Origin of the sequence: Robertkochia marina, assembly GCF_004799345.1 — a bacterium.
In the GTDB taxonomy this organism is placed as follows: Bacteria; Bacteroidota; Bacteroidia; order Flavobacteriales; family Flavobacteriaceae; genus Robertkochia; species Robertkochia marina.
The window spans coordinates 699,096-721,098 of record NZ_SSMC01000003.1 but is presented as its reverse complement, the minus strand read 5'-3'; the positions used below and the strand labels follow the sequence as shown (position 1 = coordinate 721,098).

Annotated in this window: 11 protein-coding genes; 4 read left to right on the top strand and 7 right to left on the bottom strand. The window is 40.6% G+C overall.

What is annotated here, in order from left to right; all coding sequences use genetic code 11:
* Nucleotides 1-12 precede the first annotated feature (12 nt).
* Entirely contained in the window at nucleotides 13-3,177 is a 3,165-nt protein-coding gene (locus tag E7Z59_RS13615) for a SusC/RagA family TonB-linked outer membrane protein (RefSeq protein WP_136336881.1), read from the bottom strand.
* Nucleotides 3,178-3,891: 714 nt separating this feature from the next.
* On the opposite strand from E7Z59_RS13615, the gene E7Z59_RS13610 reads away from it, so the two are divergent.
* Both E7Z59_RS13610 and E7Z59_RS13605 read left to right on the top strand, forming a co-directional pair.
* A complete protein-coding gene (locus E7Z59_RS13610; protein ID WP_136336880.1) occupies nucleotides 3,892-6,429 on the top strand; it encodes an AfsR/SARP family transcriptional regulator in 2,538 nt (845 codons plus the stop codon).
* Nucleotides 6,430-6,970: 541 nt separating this feature from the next.
* The gene (locus E7Z59_RS13605; protein WP_136336879.1) at nucleotides 6,971-8,431 is read left to right on the top strand and encodes an MltF family protein; all 1,461 of its coding nucleotides are present in this window, start codon (nucleotides 6,971-6,973) and stop codon (nucleotides 8,429-8,431) included.
* A 14-nt stretch (nucleotides 8,432-8,445) separates the two neighbouring features.
* On the opposite strand, the gene E7Z59_RS13600 is transcribed toward E7Z59_RS13605, so the two are convergent.
* Nucleotides 8,446-9,582: an acyloxyacyl hydrolase gene (locus tag E7Z59_RS13600; protein ID WP_168731308.1), complete on the bottom strand. Its 1,137-nt coding sequence runs from the start codon at nucleotides 9,580-9,582 to the stop codon at nucleotides 8,446-8,448.
* Between the two features lie 127 nt (nucleotides 9,583-9,709).
* Nucleotides 9,710-14,194, bottom strand: a complete 4,485-nt coding sequence (locus E7Z59_RS13595; protein WP_136336877.1) for an excinuclease ABC subunit UvrA — start codon at nucleotides 14,192-14,194, stop codon at nucleotides 9,710-9,712.
* Nucleotides 14,195-14,638: 444 nt separating this feature from the next.
* Between E7Z59_RS13595 and E7Z59_RS13590 the strand changes: the two genes are divergently transcribed.
* A complete protein-coding gene (locus E7Z59_RS13590) occupies nucleotides 14,639-15,427 on the top strand; it encodes a response regulator transcription factor (protein WP_136336876.1) in 789 nt (262 codons plus the stop codon).
* Between the two features lie 154 nt (nucleotides 15,428-15,581).
* Here E7Z59_RS13590 and ppdK read toward each other — a convergent pair whose 3' ends face one another.
* Nucleotides 15,582-18,320 carry a pyruvate, phosphate dikinase gene (gene ppdK, locus E7Z59_RS13585; RefSeq protein WP_136336875.1) on the bottom strand — a complete coding sequence of 913 codons (2,739 nt, stop codon included), beginning with the start codon at nucleotides 18,318-18,320 and terminating at the stop codon, nucleotides 15,582-15,584.
* 226 nt (nucleotides 18,321-18,546) lie between these two features.
* Here ppdK and E7Z59_RS15365 point away from each other — a divergent pair, with 226 nt between their 5' ends.
* Nucleotides 18,547-18,693 carry a hypothetical protein gene (locus tag E7Z59_RS15365; protein ID WP_211089740.1) on the top strand — a complete coding sequence of 49 codons (147 nt, stop codon included), beginning with the start codon at nucleotides 18,547-18,549 and terminating at the stop codon, nucleotides 18,691-18,693.
* A gap of 14 nt (nucleotides 18,694-18,707) precedes the next feature.
* Here E7Z59_RS15365 and E7Z59_RS13580 read toward each other — a convergent pair whose 3' ends face one another.
* Genes E7Z59_RS13580 through E7Z59_RS13570 form a run of 3 tightly spaced genes read right to left on the bottom strand, consistent with a single transcriptional unit; the run spans nucleotide 18,708 to nucleotide 21,919 of the window.
* Nucleotides 18,708-18,857, bottom strand: coding sequence for an adenylosuccinate synthetase (locus tag E7Z59_RS13580; RefSeq protein ID WP_242015680.1), 150 nt, complete (start codon nucleotides 18,855-18,857; stop codon nucleotides 18,708-18,710).
* Between the two features lie 6 nt (nucleotides 18,858-18,863).
* Nucleotides 18,864-21,239: a GumC family protein gene (locus E7Z59_RS13575; protein ID WP_136336873.1), complete on the bottom strand. Its 2,376-nt coding sequence runs from the start codon at nucleotides 21,237-21,239 to the stop codon at nucleotides 18,864-18,866.
* Entirely contained in the window at nucleotides 21,239-21,919 is a 681-nt protein-coding gene (locus E7Z59_RS13570) for a polysaccharide biosynthesis/export family protein (protein ID WP_242015681.1), read from the bottom strand. Before E7Z59_RS13570 ends, E7Z59_RS13575 begins: the two co-directional genes overlap by 1 nt.
* Nucleotides 21,920-22,003 lie beyond the last annotated feature (84 nt).

Sequence of the window (22,003 nt, the reverse complement as noted above, 5' to 3'; positions counted from 1 at the left end):
TACTCCTATTGATTAAAAGTTGATATTAAATCCGAAATTAAATGTCTGGGTAAGCGGATAGGTAAATCCGGCAGAATACGCTCCTTCAATTTTTTCCGGATCAAATGGTTTTACGAAATCATCGGCCCAGGTGTAGAGGTTAAACCCATTCAAATAAAATCTGATTTTGGTGATACCCAGTACTCTTTCCAGGCTTTCAAGGGTTAAATCATACCCCAATTCAATTGACTTTAATCGTAAGTAAGAAGCATCTCTTCTCCAAACTGAACTTTCATTATACATTGCACCAACATCGCCAATGGTTCGGCTTGCAGGCCATTTACCCGGAACCCATTCACTGTTTATATCATAGGGATCTTCTTTTGTCCATCGATCATAGAAATAAGCGGGTGTGTTGCCGCGAAAGGCAAACATTTCAGCGTAAACCTCTCTAAATCGCACCGTATATTTGGCTGCTCCCTGAAAGAGGACATTTATATAAAAGTTCTTATAGGAGGCATTCAAATTTAAACCGTAAAACATTTTAGGTCTTCCTGCGAAGAATAGTGGCTGAACGTCTTGACCATCAATAATTCCATCATTATTCCAGTCGGCATATCTGAAATCTCCGGGTAATTCACGAAGTACATTACTCCTGTCACCATTTTGCATAGGCGCATTAATCAATTCCTGTTCATTTTGAAATTGACCTATATAATCATACCCCCAGGCAATATCATTCCAACGATCTCCTTGTTGATTTCTCCAACGATCCATACTATTGGTAAAAGCCTCTCCCTCTACATAATCTCTTTTTGTCCGCGCATAAGAGAAATTCGCTGTAATATCATATTTGAAATCCTGACCTAAACCACTGCGATATCCTAAAGTAAGATCCAGCCCTTGGGTAATTTCACTGTTCAGGTTTTCTTCAGCAAGGGCACCACCATATGTATTAGGTAAGGCTACACTGGGTCTGGCAGGCATTCCTTCCAAATCTCTTTGAAAAACATCAATAGTAAAATTCAGCCTACTTCGAAAAAGTCCTAAATCCAATCCAAAATTTGTAGTGGTAGCTTCCATCCAGGTCAGATTGTTATTTGGCGGCGGAGGCGTACTAATTCCTTCTGTAAGCTCACCGTCTACAAACTCATAAGACCCTCCACTACCCAAAGAATATCCGGGAACGTACTGAAAAGGCCCGCCTTCCGGCATCCCGGCAATACCATATGAAGCCCGGAGTTTAAGGTTAGATATCCAATCGATATTGTCTTTTATAAAAGATTCTTCAGAGATTCTCCAACCTGCAGAAGCACTAGGATAAAAACCCCATCTGGTGTCTGGAGAATATCGGTATGATCCCATATATCTGGCCGCCACCTGCAACAGATACTTACCCTTGTAGCCATACGTTAAATTCCCGATATAGGAAAGGTCTGCACTTTGAGATTCCAGTCCATCACTTTCCTGATTCTGAGCATCTGCAAAACGAAGTTGGTCTTTTGTGTAGAAGTCAGCATAGTACCTCTTAATGGTTGAAAATCTATCAGAAAATGAATTTTTCTCAACTATGAACTGGGCCTCAACGGCATGATCATTAAAAAAGGTATTATTATAATTTATATACCCTTGAAAAGTTAATCCATCACCGTTTCTGTTCGTGTTATTAATATTGGCTGTACCATCCCTTTGTTTTATCGGAATATATTCACCCGTTGCTTCATCGTAGTTGTACAGCAAATAGGTTGGATAGACACTTTTATTCTGATAATTCACTAAATCATATGCTCCAACCCCTTTAAAGCTCAATCCTTCCAAAAAAGGTGCTTTATATTCCAGGGAAAAGGTCGTTGTCAGGTTACGATTCTGATTCTCATTGTATCCTGTAACATCCCTTTCCATAAAAGCTACCGGATTTAATCCGGAGGAAACAGGAGCCAGGAATTCAGGATTATTATTGGCATAAGGGTCTTCAATGGGTAAGGAAACCCGAGATCCTTTAAAAATATTAAAGAAGTTTGTTCCGGGTTCCCAATTTCGATCCCATCGTCCTCCGATCAATAACGAACCGGTTACATTTTTCACTAATTCAGTGGTTATATTAGATCGGAAGGTATAACGTTCATATCCCATATCGTCACTCTTAAGTAATCCATCCTCTGTAACGTAGCCAAAACTCAGAAAGTAATTGGTTTTATCATTACCTCCTGCAGCCGTTAAATTATGCTGCGCAGTCATGGCATTATCTTTGATCGTCAGATCATTCCAATTGGTACTCTCGTAGCCAGGACCTCCTTCTTTCCAACGCTCAATTTCTTCAGGAGAGTAGTATGGTACACCAGCCCCTCCAGGGATGAATAATTGGGTGTCATTCCACATTTGTGTATACTGAGCCGCATTGGCCATTTCGGGTACATCGGTTGGCCTTATTGTACCAACCAGCGAGGTATATGTAAAAGAAGCTTTTTCTTTATTTCCCTTTTTGGTAGTTACTAATATTACCCCATTAGCAGCTCCTAATCCATAAATAGCCGCAGAGGCATCTTTCAGGATAGATATACTCTCTATATCATCCGGATTTAATTGCTGAAAATCTGCAGATCCCCCTCTTCTTATGCCATCAATAACATAGATTGGCTCACCAAAACCCCGAATATTGATGGCGTTGGCAAATGAACCGGGTTGCCCGGAAAGTTGACGAATTTGAACTCCGGCAATTTTTCCTGTCAACTGTTGTGCAACACTGGGGTTCACGGTGGTCTGGATCTCCTCGTTACTGATAACACCAACAGAAGCTGTAAGGCTTTCCTTTTTTTGCTGGCCATATCCTACTACTACAACATCTTCTAATGCAGTAGCGTTTTCCTCTAAAATGATTTCAAGATTTGAGGAGACTCCTACAGGTGTTTTTTGAGTCTCAAATCCTACATAACTAAATACGATTACAGGATCCAAAATTTCAGGAGGAATTCGCAGTGTGAAATTTCCATCAAAATCACTGGAAGTTCCAATTGATGTATTTTCCAGCATGACTGTAACACCAGCCAATGGTACATCAGATTGATCCGTTACCGTCCCGGTTATTATCCGCTCCTGAGCATACATGGCTGTTGCAGATAGCATAAGAAAGCATAACAAGGAAAATTTTAACCAGATCGATGACATACTCTTTAAAAGTTGAAGTTTGTTTCTCATCATTAAAGTTGGTTTTCAGTTAGGTTTAGTAAACTCATACTATTCGAAAATAAAATTTGAATAATGACTGATTTCAGAAATATGCCTACGAGCATTTGCATGAACAGATCAGTCAGGATTTTTTTATTTATAGAATTCTATTCTTGAAAACGAATGTATGCGGAGAGGCTTAATTAAGAAGTAATTAACAATTAATAAAAAATTAATTTTTACATAATTTTTAAAAAAGACTGGTAAAAAAAGGTGTTTTTAATGGTTTTGGTAAAATTTAAGGCCATAAAATATGTTATTATTAAAAAATAAAGAAGTTGGGATATTCGATTTGATTTAGATTTTCCAAATGATTTATTCCACTTAAAGCTTCAAATAAATTCTATTTTATGCCCAAACCTCACCCACCAATACAGACTGATGACCTCATGCCTGTAACACACTCGTCAACCAGATTAAAAGTTTACAGGATACATAACCAGGATTTGGATTTGGCCCAAGAAAGATTACATAATACAGAACAGCTATTGCTAAATATTTAATATTTTTTTACATATTTAATAACATTATCTTAATAAATTAAGAAAAAACTGTATTTTTTACATGCGGTAATTGGATTAAGAAAAATTAAACGAGAACCATAAATAACTAAGACACTTATATACTGTCATTAGACCTCATTATTCAATGTAAAACATTAAAAAATATTGAAGATTGCCCCCTGATATGAAAACTATTTACTGCCTTTTTATATTCTTAGTATTTTTTATTCAAGGCTTTGGCCAGGATAATGAGTATCGCGGATTGTATTTTTCATCTCATGAAGTTAACCAGGATCTCAGAACTTCCTTAAATATTACTCCGGAAAAGCCCATTTCACTTAAAAAACCTTTTATCCTTGAGTTTGAAGCCTCTTTTCGTGATGGAGATGGTTATTATGGTAATATCGTTAAAATTGCCGATGATGAGGATTTAAATATAGACCTGGTAACTCATCTCCATCAGGATAATTCAAATTTCTGGCTGGTTGTCAATGATGGAATTTTATTTCAGTATCAATGGAAAGACATTCCAAATAGTGGTTTATTTAAATGGCTGAAATTTAAATTGGAAATTCATCCGGAGTCTAAACAAATTACTCTTTCCATTAATGGAAAGAAAATGCAAACAACCTCTGATCACATTCCTGATAACACTGACATTAATATTGTGTTCGGAAAGAGCAACCTGGTTAAACATCTCACTACAGATGTTTGTCCGATGAGTCTTCGAAATGTAATGATCAAGAATCATAAGGGTGACGTTCTAAGTTCCTGGCCCCTTGGTAAGCACACCCGAACCAATAAGGTATTTGATCTGATCGGGAATAAGGTGGCTGAGGCTCAAAATCCTAAATGGCTTTTAGATCAACATTTATATTGGCAAAATGAAGAAGAGCTCTCCTTTAATAACCTGCTGGGTACAGTGGCTAGTGCTGATGGAAAATTTATTTATTTCGTTGATAAAAAGGCCGTATACAGGTACTACACAGTTTCCAAGGAAATTGACACCCTTCATTATAAAGGCAGTCCATTTGAATGCCAAGCAAATACTTTTATTTATAATCCATTTAAAAACGAGATTTGGTCCTACACCTTTGACCATGGTGAAATAAGTACTTTTGATTTTGAGACGCTGACATGGTCTTTACAAACCTCTGAATGTTTAGAAACTTCATTTTGGCATCATAATAAGATGATCTCTCCCCTTGACAGCACACTAATCACTTTCGGCGGCTATGGTCATTATACCTATAAAAGTTTGCTGAAATCAAAGTCAAGGTCAGCTGCATGGAATGATTACGACTTGAAAGATGAGCTTAGCCCCAGATACCTAAGTTCAAGTGGTATTTTAAACAAGGATCAATTTCTAATTTTTGGAGGCTATGGAAGTCGAACCGGTGATCAAATGGTGAACAGCCATAATTTTTATGACCTTCATGCTGTAAATTTTGATGATTATAGAGTAACGAAAATTTGGAGTAATCAAGCGCCTGAAAACACACCTTATCTACCTGTCAACAAAATGATTGTAGACACAGTAACCAACGCTTTCTATACTCTTGTTTTTGATAATTCCAAATTTGATAGTAGTCTAAGATTGGCTCGTTTTGGAATAAATGAATTCGATAAGACTGTCTACCATGATTCAATCTCCTTTAAATTTATTGATACAAAATCTTTTGCCAGTATTTTTTTAAATAATGATTCGAACAAGCTTTATACAGTTACCCAATTTAATAACCAAATAAACCTAAATTCGCTATCATATCCTCCGTTAAAAGAAACTGATGTAATTATTGAAGAAAAAGGTATAAATGGTTTAAATGGCATAATAATAAAAGTTCTCATAGCATTAGGGCTTTTATCGCTACTTTTAGGATTATTCCTTTATTTCCTAAAGAGAAAGCGCCTTAAAACCAGCATATCGACTATTCTTCCGCAAGAAGCGAAAAATAATGTCTCCCATGAAACTTTAAAAACCCAAAAGCACTCTTCAATTTTACTTTTTGGGGGCTTTCAGGTATACGCTCACAGCGGGGAGGATATCACAGCATCTTTTCCTCCCAAGCTAAGGCAACTTCTTGCCTTAATCCTCCTATTTGATGTCAAGAACAATCGAGGGATAAGGTCTAAAAAGATTATTTCTCTATTATGGCCCGATAAACATGAAAGTAGCGCAAGAAATAACCTGAATGTCAATATAAGTAAATTGCGTTTACTGCTGGAAAATTTAAAAGATGTGGAATTAGTAAATGATAATACCTACTGGAAAATTAATATCGGTGAAGAAGCATTTTGTGATCATATTTTTAGCCAGGAAGTATTGAGCTCTCTACCCTACCCCGATTTGTCAAGAGACCATATACACCTCTTCTTAAACACTTTAAATTCTGGCGAAGTATGCCCGGACATTCAGGAAGGTTGGATGGAAAGTCTGCGAGCCGAGATCACCAACACCATAATAGATAAGCTGCAGACATATGCCAAAACACAGGATACACCGCATATTCTCATTCGAATCTCTGAAACCATTCTAAAATTTGACAACCTCAATGAAGAGGCAATAAGTATGAAGTGCCGATTACTTCACAGTGCAGGAAAAAAAGGTTTAGCCAGGAAATGTTACCAGGAATTCTGTGATAACTACAAAGAAATTTTAGGCACTAAATTTCATTTGAGTTTTGATGAGACCATTGCAATGTCTATGCACGAAACCTTTTAAAAGGTTAGAAACAAATTCAGCATCTGCATTATTCCACATATTCCTTTAATCATTAAACTTTTACCTTATCGTGAAAAACACCTTATCAATGGTGGGTTTTGGTAATTTTCCAGAACAGATAAGAGCATTTACAACCAGTCTCATATTGGCTGTAGTTATGAGCAGTGCTATGAATCAGGCATATTCTCTGGGGCTTTACCGCCAATGACTCTTCCACAAAAAAGTACCTATTACATATTTTTAAAGACCTCCTTCATTTCATTCGGAGTGATAAAGTCCGGGGCCTGGACTTTATGTCGAAAGACGTCAGTTCTTTTGCTTTCACCTATTACGCCCGGTACCAATAACGGTTACTAATTCTTTTTCCCATACCTCAAGAATCTCGAGCAATGGTTACTGCTAAACCTTTTAGCCGCGCTTATATTTTTATAATGTACAAGTGTCATCTAATGATTTAATTATTGTTTTAGCCTATCGTATTATAGGATAAAAGGTATAGGATCATTTTGGATATCTGACAATTATTTGTAGGTTATTCATTATGAACCTACAAAAATTATCTTTTTTTATTACGGTTTTATTTATTTTTACCGCCTGCCAACAACAGCGAACAAATACCGGTGAAAAGGAGGATGTATTGACTACCGTTCCGGATGAGCCTGCTTTTGAGTTCAGAAAGGACCTGGATGCAATCCGCAAAGACGGCGTGCTACACGCGATCACCATCTACAATTCTTTCAGTTATTTTTTATACCGGGGAAAGCCAATGGGCTTTGAATATGAGTTGTTATCACGGTTGGCTAAAGACCTTGGCCTGGAATTGAAAATCACGGTAGCCGAAGATATCGATGACCTTTTCAAGATGTTAAACAATGGGGAGGGCGATCTTATTGCTTTTGGTTTAACCATTACGGAACCCCGAAAGGAATTGGTGAGCTTTACCGAAAGTCATTACAATACCTATCAGACCCTGGTACAGCGAAAACCGGAAAACTGGCGTTCCTTGCCTCCTTATAAGGTAGAAAAACAACTGATCTCCAACACCCTGGAGCTGATCAATGATACGGTTTGGACCCGGGAGAACTCTTCGTATGCCGAGCGGCTTAAAAACCTGGAAAATGAAATGGGGGCTGATATAAAAATTCAGTATGTACCAGGAAACCTTACCACGGATGAGATCATTAAGATGGTGGCCGATGGGGAGATCGACAGAACGGTAGCAGACTACAATATCGCCGCGATCAATAAAACCTACAACCCCAACCTTCATATTGAAACCAGGATCTCCTTTGCCCAACGAATTGCCTGGGCGGTAAGAAAGAACTCCCCTGATCTCCTGGAGGCGGTCAATAATTGGATAGAAGAAGAAAAGCAAACGGACGACTACTACGTGATCTATAATAAATACTTCAAAAATAAGAAGTCCTACACCCGGAGAATTCGCAGTGATTTCTACAGTAAAAATGGAAATAAGATAAGTAAGTACGATGACCTGATAAAAGATTATGCCGCTGATATTAATTGGGACTGGCGGTTTTTATGCTCCCAGGTCTACCAGGAATCACGTTTTAATCCCAAGGCAGAATCATGGGCAGGTGCCGGCGGATTAATCCAACTCATGCCCACTACAGCCGAAGCCCTGGAGGTGGAAGATGTTTTTAACCCTGAAGAGAACCTGGAAGGAGGGGTTACCTACCTCAAAAGAATACGCAACCGTTTTGATGCTGTTAAAGATTCCATTCAAAAAATAAAATTCACTCTGGCAGCATTCAATTCAGGACCGGGTCATGTTTTTGATGCTATGCGGTTAGCAGAAAAACACGGGAAGAATCCACACATCTGGGATGATCATGTGGAAGAATTCATGTTAAAGTTATCTGAGAAGCAATATTATCTCGATCCTGTGGTTGACCATGGTTTTGTGAGAGGATCACAACCCTATACGTATGTGAAAGATATTTTTATGCGATATGATCACTACAAAAAATTTATATCGAAGTAAAAACAATTCAATACTTACCACTTAAACGGCTTCCACCCTACCCCAAATTCGATCCAATCGGCGCCGGGCCCGTTTCGGGTTTTCAGGCCGACCTGAGCAAAAAAGTTTTTGGAGATCTCATACTGCAAGGCCGGACGGATAAATAACATGTCTTTACCACGATCATTGGTAAGGTAGGTACCCAGTTGTACCCTGATATCGAATTTCCAGAACATAAAATCGTACCCGGCGTGAACCCCAACCAGGTAGCGGTCGGCGCTATCGGGATAATACTCGGCCAGGGAATTGTCATAGAACAGGTCCATCCCCACCGTTAAGCCATGCATCTGATTAAAATATTTCCGATAATCAACCACCCCGGAAAAGGTCCCGTATCTAAGATCAGTCCCCTGATCTTCGTAATTCTGTACACTTCCAACGGCAAGGTAAAGGTCGATGGAGTTATTTTGATCTGCTTCTGCAGATGGCGGACGCTTCGGCCGCAGGTATCTGGCAGAAACCACATTGGTGGTATACGGATCGGTATCCAACGCTTTTTGCTCCTGGTTAAAATGATACCGCATTCCTATATTAAATCCGAAAAGGTTGAGTCCGTAGTTCGGGGTATAGCTCCTCCCGTTACTGTAGTGGGTAAAATCTACCCCATACAAGAGATCCAGCTCCCGGTTTAATTTATAAGCCCCTCCAAAATTCAAATTAAAGAAAACGGCAAACCGTGCACCAATGGCATCATTAAGCGGATTCTCATCTGCATTAAAAGGGTTCAGGTTATAGGTGAGCCCCAGCGCCGGACTGATCTCTAAAACATTACGTCGATAGGGTTTGCTTAGAAAGAAATTGACAAACCCATAGAGAGCATTAGGGTTCCCGAACACCTCAGGATCGCCGATACTGGCAGAATAAAACCCAAAACCGTAGGCTGCGAAGCCTGTATCTTCCGACCATCGATTGACTTTGGAAGGGTGCCAGGCAAAACGCACATCAACCGCCTCATACCCGTAATTCACCTTTTCATTAAGATCCTGGCCCGAGTACAAGTGAGCCCCCGAATAACCTTTGATGGAGATACTTTTAAATCGTCCTTCCTGTGCCCTGACAACAGAGAACACTGTCAATACAATCATAAAAAACAGCAGGAAACTTCGTGTCATAGATCTTATCATCAAAATTAATTACGCGTATCATAAACCGCACGCATAATAGATAAGTAGCCATGAAAGGGAGCTGAGATAATCTCCCGAAGATCGGTATCTTAAATTTAGGAAATATATGCGACAATCAGGTTAATTCTATGCCCACTCCTATTTTTTCCAACAGATACGGATTGTGGTCAATCACAAGCACATCGTTCTGTTTACTGAGTTCTTTCAACAGCTCGAACAGAAGATCTATGTCAGCATAATGCAGCCCAACGCTTGGCTCATCGATCACATACAATACATCTTGCGCTCCTTCCTCTAACCAATTCAATAAGAGCAGACGTTGCTTCTCGCCGCCTGAAAGGCTTTGTACACGCTGATCAAGGGTAAGATGGCCCAACCCAATGGCTATGAGCTTCTGAAGTAGTTGAAGCCCTTTTTGAGCTGACTTTTTCTCTGCTAACCACCCCTCCAGTTCAGTGATCGTCATCCCCAATACCTCAGCTATATTCTTACCAGCAACTTCCACTTCCAGAATATGGGGCTGATATCGCTTTCCGTTACAAGTTTCACAGGTTTCTATAACATTGGCCGCTATATCCAGAGAGGTTTCGGTTAAACCACTGCCATTACAGGTAAGACAATGACTCGTTTTTGTTTTATAAGAAAAGTCACGGGGCTTAAGCTGAGACGCTTTAGCAAAGGGTTTACTGATATCCTTGAGCAGACCAAGGTAATCTACCAGTAAGGTGGTGGTGTAGGATCGCAGTTTATTCCTTTCAAAATAATGGGCTCCCTTATAGGCTTTCGGAAATACGATACTTTTACAGTTTACCGGCCTGTCTTTCCTGACAGATGGAATTATCAGATCTTTTACCAAGGTCGTTTTACCTACCCCCGATCTTCCATAAACAGCTGTAATTCCTCCTATAGGAACCTGCAGCTTTTGTTTTTTCAGGTTAAACCTGGATAGCTCAGAAATACTAATAGATTCTTTCCCTGGTTCGAGGGTGATCGGTTTGGAAGGTGCCTTTAGATAAGGGTGACATTCAGCCCTTTGAAAATAGTCTTTCGGAGTTCCACTGAACATAATTTGACTTCCCTGTTTCCCTGCCTGGGGTCCAACCTCAACAAGATGGTCGGCCGTTCTGATAATTTCCTTATGATGCTCAATAACGATCACCGTATTCCCCTTATCCCGTAACCGACTGAGAATTTTGATAAGGTCCGGAATATTTTTCCCTGATAATCCGGCAGACGGCTCATCTAACAGATAGGTAATTCCTTTTAACGGACTATTTAATTGCCTGATCAACTTAACTCTTTGGTTTTCTCCGCCTGAGAGGGTTAATAACTTCCTGTTTAGCTGAAGATGATCTATGTGTAATTGTTCGGCTCTTTCAACGGTTTCTGCCAGGTGAGGTTTAATTCTTGAAATAAGCTTATCGTCTGCTTCTTCCTGAAACTCCGATGAGAGCCAATCTTTCAATCCTTTGAAATCCATTACCTTAATATCGTGTATAGACCTCCCTCCTATTTTATACTTCAAACGATCCGGTTGGAGACCACTGCCTGTGCAGTGATGGCAGCGTGCAGGAGATAACAAGGCTTTCAGTTGATCAATGTTCTTATTTTTTCGTGTCTTTACATATTCCTCTTTCAGGTAATTAGAAAGTCCTTCCCATGTCATTTGAACTTCCTGAGATCCTTTGCGGGTTTTGGTCTTAAACTCCCAGGTGGTTGTCCATACCCTCTCTCCGGTGCCGTAAAACAAAATCTCCTTTTGCACTGTTGTCAGGTCCTGGAAAGGAGTTTCCAGGTCAAACCCATAGTCCTTTCCCAACTCTTGAACGATAGCCATATATTGACTTCCCGGGTGGCCGTAATAGGCAAGGGCCTTATTGTGATCAAAGAGGCCTTCAGAAATACTTTTTTCAGGATTCACTACTATTCTGTCAGTATCAGGCAGTAGCTCTTCCCTTAAGCCGTCACACACAGGGCATTTCCCCAGTTCGTGATTATTAGAAAAATGGCTGGCCGAAAGCTCCCGGCCTACGTACTGTGCCTTCCTGGAAAAGGCGAAACGCAGGATTCTGTCGATCCCGATCTGTTGTGCAACATCTGTACGACCGGAATAATTGCCTTCCTCACGGGTTACACAGATCGTGGGAGTTAACCCCTGAATATCACCAACATCAAACTGAAAATTTACGCCCGTCCTGGACTGCTGGTAGGAAGAAAACTGTTTGGTCATTTCCTGCATACCGTAGCCGTGAAGAGTGTCTATGACCAAAGAAGATTTACCCGATCCTGAAATTCCGGTCACCACCGACAACTGTTTTTTAGGAAAGGCTATATCGACATTTTTCAAGTGATGCGTTTGAGCACCTGTAACCACGATCTTGTCTCTTTGTTCAATGGGGTGCTCCGGCCACTCAAATTTCTCCCGTAACGTTGTATTGTCTACCCAGTAATCACAGGAACCCCTGAAAAGATCATGATTTTCGAAACAAAGGATACCTGCCGTTTGTTTCATGAACAGATGAAGGGCATCTAGCAGCGCTCTCACATTTTGCTGATGCAATCCTATACTTGGTTCTTCCAGCATTAGCAAGGTATCTTCAGATCGCTTTGCAAAATGCTTTGTAAGCTTTACCCGTTGGGCCTCTCCTCCTGAAAGGGTGTTAGAGGGTTGCCCGAGTTTTAAGTAACCTAGCCCAAGGCGGAGCATTAAAGAAAGGATATCGATAATTCTTTTTTCACCTGAGAAGAAATCCAAAGCTTCCTCCACACTGAGATCATAGATGTCTGCAATATTCTTTTGCTTCCATGTTACTTTTAAAACCTCCTCCTTAAAGCGTTTTCCGTTACATTTCGGACAAATCTGGTTAACCGACCCCATGACATTCATAGATAAGGTGATTACTCCTGCTCCTTCACAGGTGTCACATCTGCCGGTTTTATTGTTAAAAGAAAAAGCTCCTTTTGCCAGTTCTGCTGATCTGGCTTCGGAGGTAGCAGCGAACAGGTCTCTGATCTTATCGGCCAGGCCGGTATAGGTAGCAGGGTTGCTCCTGGGGGTTTTTCCGATAGGCTGGTCGGTTACTGTAACTGTCTTCAAACCATTCCGGGAACAGTACTCTGAAACAACCTCCATTGCTCGAGGCGTCTTCCTGCTTATTACAGTTAATCCGCTTGGCGTAGGTTGAAAGGCATCCAGTGAACCGGTATTAATCTTCCCGGCAGAGATGGGTTCCTTTTTTAGTTCTGATAGGGTCGGACTCTTTATGTTCTTTGCATTTAAGAACTCCTTCAGAGGTCCGTTAAAGACTACCTTTCCCCCATGTACTCCCGCAGCCGGACCCAATTCAATGATCCAATCGGCTGAACGAATAAAGTTCAGGTCGTGCTCTACCACCATAACCGTATTTCCCTGAGCAATGAGTCGTTTAAAAATATGCACCAGATAGTCCTGATATACCTTCGAAAGACCTATGGAAGGCTCATCAAATACATAAAGAATTCCCTGGAGGTTACTGTTCAGCTGCCTGATGATCCGCAGACGTTGTGCATCGCCTGCCGAAATCTCATGACTGGGAGTCCCTAAACGGTATTCACCCATACCAAGTTGTATAATATCAAAAAGTTGTATACAGATCTTATCGACCAACAATAGTTCACCGGCATCAAGATCCAGGTTTGTTAAACTGTTGTACAGATCATCTATAGGCATCACCATCCAATGGTGAAAATTAAATCCCTTCCATTTAAACCTGAGATGTTCAGCCTTGATCCTGCCTCCTTTACATTCCCGGCATTGGCGGGAGCTTACAAACTTTAAGATGTTCGGATTACGATCTCGTTTTAGTATATCATTCATAATAGGAAGCATGCCCCTATAGTACCCTTCCTCCCGGGGTTTGGCCTTCAAACCTTTCCATTTAAGTCGCGACTCAATACTATGCTTTCCGTAAAACACCTTGATCCGGTCGCTACCGTTAAGGATGACATCCTTTTGATCCCGGGAAAGATTATTCCATGGCACATCAACACTAAAACCATGAGCCTTACACACCTTATTCAATTCATCAACAGTTACCTGGCTATATACGATATACCCATTGGGTAAGGTGGTGGCAATAGCCCCTTCTCGAAGTGTTTTATTTGGCCCGGTAACTAATTTTTCAAGATCGATATACTCCTCCTTACCAATACCCCGACAACATTCGCAGGCCCCTCTGGGATGGTTAAAGGAAAAAAGAGATTTGCTTAGTTTTTGTGAGGTAGCATATCGAGCAAAAAGGATCCTGAAGATCGCTGACAGATCTGAGAGGGTGCCGAAGGTAGCATTCACAGAACGGAATCTTTTTGATTGCTCCACCCTGACTACAGGAGGTAAATTCCTGATCTCATCTACCCCGGCAGCGGGAATTATTTGGGCATTTTGCTGAATGTATGATGATACGCTCTCTAAAAAGTAACGATAGCCCTCATTAGCAATAACATCCATCGCCAGGGATGACTTTCCTGAACCTGACAAACCGGTAATCACTATGAGTTGATCTTCGGGGATTTCAAGGGTAATACTCTTCAGGTTGTTTTGACGGGCATTAATAATATGCATGGAGGCAGACAGCTTGGAAATATTTGAACGCTAAAGATACTAAGATTATAGCTGCTACATTATGATAACAACCTTTACCCCCTCCTGTAATATTTCGGGTTATAGACAAAAAAAAGCCTGCCGGACTGTAACTAGATCCATGCAGGCTATTGAGGTTCCCCCAAACCTACTTCTTATATACTTTTCAATCGTGTGGATATTCAGAATCCACCACAGGTATAAACTTTCTAAAAAAAGAAACTGCCTGGTCATCATCTGAACTTCCGAGCATGTCTCTTGGTAAAAGATCATTTATCGAACGCTACAAGTCATAATCATAAAGGTTAGCTCCTATTCGTAAATGATAACTTTAAACTTATAGACTATTTTAAATATTTCCTATACCCATTTTTGGGTATATTTCAATTAAAACCTATCTTTCATGTAGATTTTATTCCATAAATAATGGACTCTAAAGAAATTATCAGGTATTGGGAATCCCAATATTCCTCTGAAAAGGTCGAAAAAGGACACTTCAACCTCGAACCTTTTATACATGGCTTCTTATCGGCTTTCAGCCCCGGACATTCATATCATTACATTTTGAATTTTAAAAGAATGGACCTCCGGTTTGTATCCCACAGTGTTGAGGATTTTACGGGAAAACCGAGTAGCGAAGTTACCATAGAAGATATTTTATCCACAGCCCATCCGGATCAGGTAACCTCTATAAAATTAAAAGAACAAGTGATCCATGATTTTTACGTGAATTTTCTTGAACCTGATCAGGTCAAAACATACAAGCTGCTCTATTTATACAAATTGCTAGACCCTAAAGGACAGGTAAAAGTTATGTTGCATCAGGCCCTGGTGCTTAACACTGATGAGCATGGGAATATTGAGAATGTGTTGAGCTCACATACAGATGTCACCTATTTAGGAATTCAGCCTACCCCTTCAGTTTCATTTTTCAGTCTTGACGGAAAGACCTCTTATTATAATATAAGTACTGAAAAAGGGACATTTGACCTTAATGCACAAAACCATTCCGGTATACTGGAAACACTGACGCCAAGGGAAAAGGAGGTAGTCAGTTTATTAGCAAATGGATTAAGTTCAAAAGAAATTGCTTCAAAACTGAATCTATCGGTACATACCATTCAAAAGCATCGCAAAAATATACTTCAAAAGACAGGCTGTTCCAACACCTCAGAACTGATCAGGAATTGCATTTTAGAAGGGCTGGCATTGTAAAACCGTTTTAGCTCTCTTGTTTTTCTATCAAAATAGCTCCCCCTCTTTTTATTTTAAAGCTCAGCTAGCCTTGGGTTGCAACACAGGTATATCAAAAAAATACCCCGGGAATTTTCTGTCAATTCCCGGGGCATAAATTGAGATATGTTTAAGGTTAGGTATTTTTAATTTGCTTCTTAATAGCGGCCTGGGCAGCAGCGATTCTGGCGATCGGTACTCGGAATGGAGAACAACTCACATAATCGATACCAAGGGTGTTACAGAATTCAACAGATTCAGGATCACCTCCATGCTCACCACAGATTCCAATTTTCAAAGAGGGTTTTACCTCTCTTCCACGTCCTACACCTATGCGCATCAGGGTTCCTACTCCTTTCTGGTCGATGGTTTCGAACGGATCAGCATTCAATATACCTTGTTTCAGGTAAATAGGTAAGAACTTACCGGCATCATCTCTGGAATAACCAAAGGTCATTTGAGTCAGGTCGTTGGTACCGAAGGAAAAGAATTCGGCTTCTGTAGCAATTCTGTCGGCAATAAGTGCAGCCCGTGGAACCTCGATCATAGTTCCTATCTTAAAGGAAATACGTTCTTTACGTTCTCTGAATACCTGCTCTGCAGTTTCCTGTATTACCTGTTTCTGCAAAGTAAACTCTTTCAAGGTGCCCACCAGAGGTACCATGATCTCAGGTCTGGCGATGACTCCTCTGGCCTGAACATTTAAAGCCGCTTCCAGGATAGCCCTGGTTTGCATTTCGGTGATCTCAGGATAGGTGATTCCTAAACGACAACCTCTGTGACCCAGCATTGGGTTGAACTCTTCCAATTCAGCCACCTTGGTTTTTACGGCTTCCAGAGAAATATGAAGATCATCTGCTAATTCCTTTTGAGTGGTTAACTGGTGAGGCACAAACTCGTGTAAAGGCGGATCCAGCAATCTGATGGTTACTCCGAACCCGTCCATGGCCTCAAAGATGCCTTCAAAATCTGAGCGTTGCATGGGCAACAATACATCAAGAGCTCTTCTACGCCCCTTGGTAGTGGAGGCCAGGATCATCTCTCTCATCGCCTTGATGCGGTCTACCTCGAAGAACATATGTTCTGTTCGCGTTAAACCGATACCCTGGGCGCCGAAGTTTCGGGCTGCCAGTGCATCCTTAGGAGTATCTGCATTGGTTCTGATCCTAAGAGTTCGGAACTTATCGCTGAGTTTCATCAGGTCGGCAAATTCTCCTGTCAGTTCGGGCTCTTTGGTGGCTACCTTCCCTTCAAAGATATTCCCGGTACTACCGTTTAATGAGATCCAATCGCCCTCGTGGTACTCTCTGCCCTCTATGGTCAGGGTTCTTTCTTTATAATTGATCTTTAGAGCCCCTGCTCCTGAAATACAACATTTACCCATACCTCTGGCAACAACCGCAGCGTGAGAGGTCATTCCGCCCCGTGCTGTCAGAATACCATTGGCAAGGTGCATTCCTTCCAGGTCTTCCGGTGAAGTTTCCAAACGAACCAGGATCGCATTTTTAAATTTTTCCACCTCATCAGAATGGAATACGATCTGCCCGGTGGCAGCTCCCGGAGACGCCGGTAAGCCCTGGGCGATCACTTTTGCTTTCTTAATGGCCTTAGTATCAAAAACAGGGTGTAATAACTCATCGAGCTTCACCGGATCAACACGAAGTATGGCTTCCTGCTGACTGATCAGCCCTTCCTTAAGCATATCCATGGCGATCTTCACCATAGCAGCCCCGGTACGTTTACCATTCCTGGTTTGAAGGATCCATAACTTGCCATTTTGAATCGTAAACTCCATATCCTGCATATTACGGTAATGGGTTTCCAGCATTCTTTGGTATTCGAACAATTCCTTATAGATCTCAGGCATGATCTCCTCGAGAGAAGGGTATTTATTTCTGCGCTCCTCTTCAGTGATCCTGGCAAGTTCTGCCCAACGTTCAGACCCCAGTTTTGTGATCTGCTGCGGCGTACGAACACCGGCCACTACATCTTCTCCCTGGGCATTTATCAGATATTCTCCGTTAAAAACATTCTCCCCGGTACCTGCATCCCTGGTAAAGCAAACCCCGGTTCCGGAGTTTTCACCCATATTACCAAAAACCATGGCCTGTACGTTCACTGCAGTACCCCAATTGGCCGGATATCCGTGCATGGTTCTGTAGTATACCGCACGATCACCATTCCAGCTGTCAAAAACAGCCATCACGGCTCCCCATAACTGCTCCCATGGGTCCTCGGGTAGCGTATTTCCGGTTTTCAGCTTTATGGCCTCCTTAAACCTTTGAACCAATAACTTCAGGTCTTCGGTGGTAAAGTCGGTATCCAGCTCGATCTCACGTTCTTCTTTCAGTTCTTCCATAATGGCTTCGAACGGATCGATCTCTTCCTTAGAGCCGGGCTTCATGCCCATCACAACACCACCATACATTTGAACAAAGCGGCGGTACGAATCCCAGGCGAAGCGTTCATTATTGGTGCGTGCGGCCACTGCTTCTACGCTGCGATCATTTAATCCAAGGTTGAGAACGGTATCCATCATACCGGGCATAGACACCCTGGCACCGGAGCGTACAGAAAGTAAAAGAGGATTCTCATCAGAACCGAATTCGGCCCCCATGATACCCCCGATATTGTCAACGGAGCTCAGCACCTCCTCTTTAATGAGTTGTACGGTTTCTTCTTTTCCTAATGTATTATACTCGGTACAAACCTCTGTGGTTATGGTAAACCCCGGAGGTACCGGAACACCTATTCTGCTCATTTCGGCAAGGTTGGCACCCTTACCTCCTAAAAGATTCCGAAATTTGGCATCTCCATCAGCCTTGCGGTCTCCGAAATTGAAAACTCTTTTTTTAATTGTTGTTTGAACTTCCATAACTATGTTATTTTTCAGTAATGAATTCTTAAGTCTTTTTCATTGTAATTATTACCATAAAGATCATACAGTCTTACACTGATTTCTATGACCTTTATCATGTTAGAAAGTTTTTAGAAGATAATTGAGAACTCGTCTTCTTGGTAGGTGTTTAAATAGCTTCCAATTCTCAAGAATTGTTTTGAACAAATTGTATTAAGGAAAGTGTTTGGTTAAATTGCCTTAGATGAAGTTGCCAAAGAAAAAGACAGGCGTTTACCTTTTACAGCTCGGGGTATTGATTACCCTGGTCGGCCTGGTAACCGGCCGGTATTTCTTTATTTTTTTAATACTGCCTTTGGGGTGGTTCTGGAGAAATAAGAATACTAAATAAGTAAGATGGCCAGCTTAATTTCTGCGGCCGCGTTTCCAAAGAAAATAAAGGATAATGATCAATAAGGGTATGGCCACGTAAATGATCATTTCTGTGGCAGAACCGGGATCAAGAGGATCATTATTGTGAGGCTTGGGCACCTCCTCGGGGATTTGTATTAACATGATCATTTAAACTGAGAATCTCTTTAGAATATCATTTTTAACCTGGACGTACCAGGGTCGGGGAAAATCCTGGTGATAAGCATAAGTATACCTATTTGTAAAACTCATATTTTCAGGTTTTATGTCATTTAATACCAGTGCTAGGTTTTTAAGTTTGTCTTCAACGGATAACTCTGAAATATTATCCAATAATTCTTTACCGGTATACCCTGCACGAACAACGAAAACCGTTTGTTCAGCATGCTCGGCCATAAGCATAGTATCATTAACCAGCATGGTGGGAGCAGTATCAACAATGATGATATCATACAATTCTTTAAGCTCGCTAAAAAGTCCGTGCAATCGATCGTAGGTAAACAAGAGGTCCGGCTTTATATTAGACTCTCCGGGATACATAATATCCGGACTGTCGTCTTCCGCAAAATGATAAATGGCGTCTTGAAGGGATATACTTCCCTCCAGAAAATCTGACATCCCCTCTCCCGGGATGACCTTGGTGTACTCATGTAAGGCGGGTTTTCTTATATCTGCTCCCAGCAATAAAACTTTTTTATTTGCTGCTTTATAGGCCTTTGCCAAGTGGTACGCAATAAAAGTTTTTCCTTCTCCTAAGATGGAGGATGTTACATAAATAATTTTACCTTCAGGTTTTGATAATTCGAAATCTAAATTGGATCGCAATATTCTTACACTCTCGAAAAGTACCGGAGAATCTTCAGGGTTCTTTAAAGTGATTATTTCACCCATCAGTTTTAATTGAGGGGTTACAATTCGTAGTAGGTCCTTCTTACTCTGAACTGAATTATCAAGCATATCTTTTGGCAGAAAGATGGCCAAAGGAAATAAGAGTCCGAAGATGAATGCAGCTACGTATACAATATTCTTTTTAGGAAATACCACCACATCCGGATTTGGCACAGCCCTGTCTATAATTTCTGCATTTGGATATGCTGTTGACATGGCAATGTTAGCCTCTTCTCTTTTTTGCAACAGATATAAGTAAATCGATTCTTTGGTTTTTTGTTGTCTTTCAATGTCCCTGCTTTTACGCTCCTGACCGGGCATATCAGCAATTTGAGTATTGATTGAACTCAATTGGCCTTCTATGTTACGTTGTTGAATGAGAAGAGTACTTCTTAAATTCCGGAGACTTTGCCTCAGAGAGGTCATTAATCCATCCAAGCGTTCATCAATTTGAACAACAATAGGATTTCGTTCTCCTGAAGTTTTTAAAATCCTTCTTCTTTCGAAAACCATTTTATTATACTCCGAGGTGATCGAAGAAATACTCATGTCATCCAGTCCTATATTTATGGGTACAACCTCATATGCACCAGTTTCATCCTGAGAATTTTCTAACTGATCAATCATATAATTCACGTTGCTGAGTTTGGTTGCAATTCTGATTAATTCAGTTTGAGCCCCAACTTCAGCCTGCATATAAAGGCCCGATTCAGCTGCTACATCAGTCAAGGTATTACCCACCTTAAAATCTTCCTTCTCTATATCGATATTATTAAGGTCTATTGAGATCCTGGCAATTCTTTCATTAATAAAATTAAAGGTAGATTCGGCCAATTCCATTTTACTGTCGATAGAACGTTGATTATAAATTTCCACTAATTTATTGATCAAATCTGCTGCTCTTTGTGCAATAGGGTCAGTAATGGAAATCATGATCATATTCGAACGATTTTCACGATCGTTAAAGGACTGAACCATTAATTTGTTTCGATAATTTGAGGCAACTACAGAAATAGGGGTAATTACCACCATCAACTTGGTTTCACGATATTTCTTGAGATTGAAATTATCTGATGGTAATAACATAATCTCCCCATAGGATGTAAAAATCGACTCTCCAAATCCTTTTTTAGAGGTAACACCATACTCATCGGTAAATCGGAATTCCGTATCAGAAATTAAACTCACTTCGAAATACTCATAAATATAATCTGCTAAAGAATCATGATGCCGGTAATTAATATTTATTGGGCTCCTGTTATATAGTTGAGAATTCTTAATGTTTCCTTCCTCATATACTTTTATATTTAGATCCAATTCATCAACCACCTCCTGCATCAAGGATCTGGACTTGAGAATTTTAGTTTCATCAAGATGCAGCTTATCTCCTCCATACACCAAACCAAGTTCCCCGAGTATGGCCTCCTCAGGAGTGGGGTTATTGGATAAGCTTATTAATCTAATAAGAGAGTTTGAGGCATATTCCCGTGTAGTATATCTCAAGTATAAAAATGCCATGATCAGAAAAGCCAATACACTTAAAGCAAACCATTTCCACCTTGAAATATAAAGCTTGATGGTTCTTGAAAAATCCGGCTCATTATCCACGGCTTTATTGGTAATTGATTGATCTTTCATCAGGACCTCGTAATTATTAGCACCGTCGAAGTTACGATCAAGGATAGAAGGGAAACAAAAATCGTTGCTCTGGCATCCAGCTCAGAAGTCTTGATCGCTGAACTATTAGGTTCAACATATACCACATCATTCTGAGTTAAAAAATAAACCGGTGAGTTGATGAATTCTTTAGTGGTAAGGTTAACCCGGGTAAAAGTTTTAACCCCATCAAAATCTCTGATCACCAAAACATTATCTCTCCGAGCTTTAATATCAAGATCTCCGGCCATACTTAGTGCTTCAAGAAGGGTTATACGCTCTGTAACAATATTAAAGCTCCCTGGACGCTTCACATGCCCCATAACAGTTACCTGGAAATTTTTGATGCGAACATTGATTACGGGCTCTTTTAAAAAGCCCTGAAGCTTTTCTACAAAAATAGCTTTCACCTCACTGGTGGTTAGCCCTTTAACGTGAAGCTTTCCTAAAATCGGAAACTCAATATTTCCTTCCTTATCTACTACGTAATCAACCTCCTGGTAATTGACTCCCTCCCCTTTTGTAAGATTGAAGGGTTTGGTGGCTTCCTGGTTAAAGCTTGAGATGTGAATACTTAAAAGGTCATCAACTTTAATTCTCGGTTCAAAGGAGCGGGTTTCAACGATGGTTTCAAATTCCCGAGCATTCTGAAAATAAGCCACATCTTTTCTGGTTGCACAGGATGTACAAAAAATTATCAATATAAATAGGAGTAATCTTGTTAAACTCTTATTTGAATGAAAAGT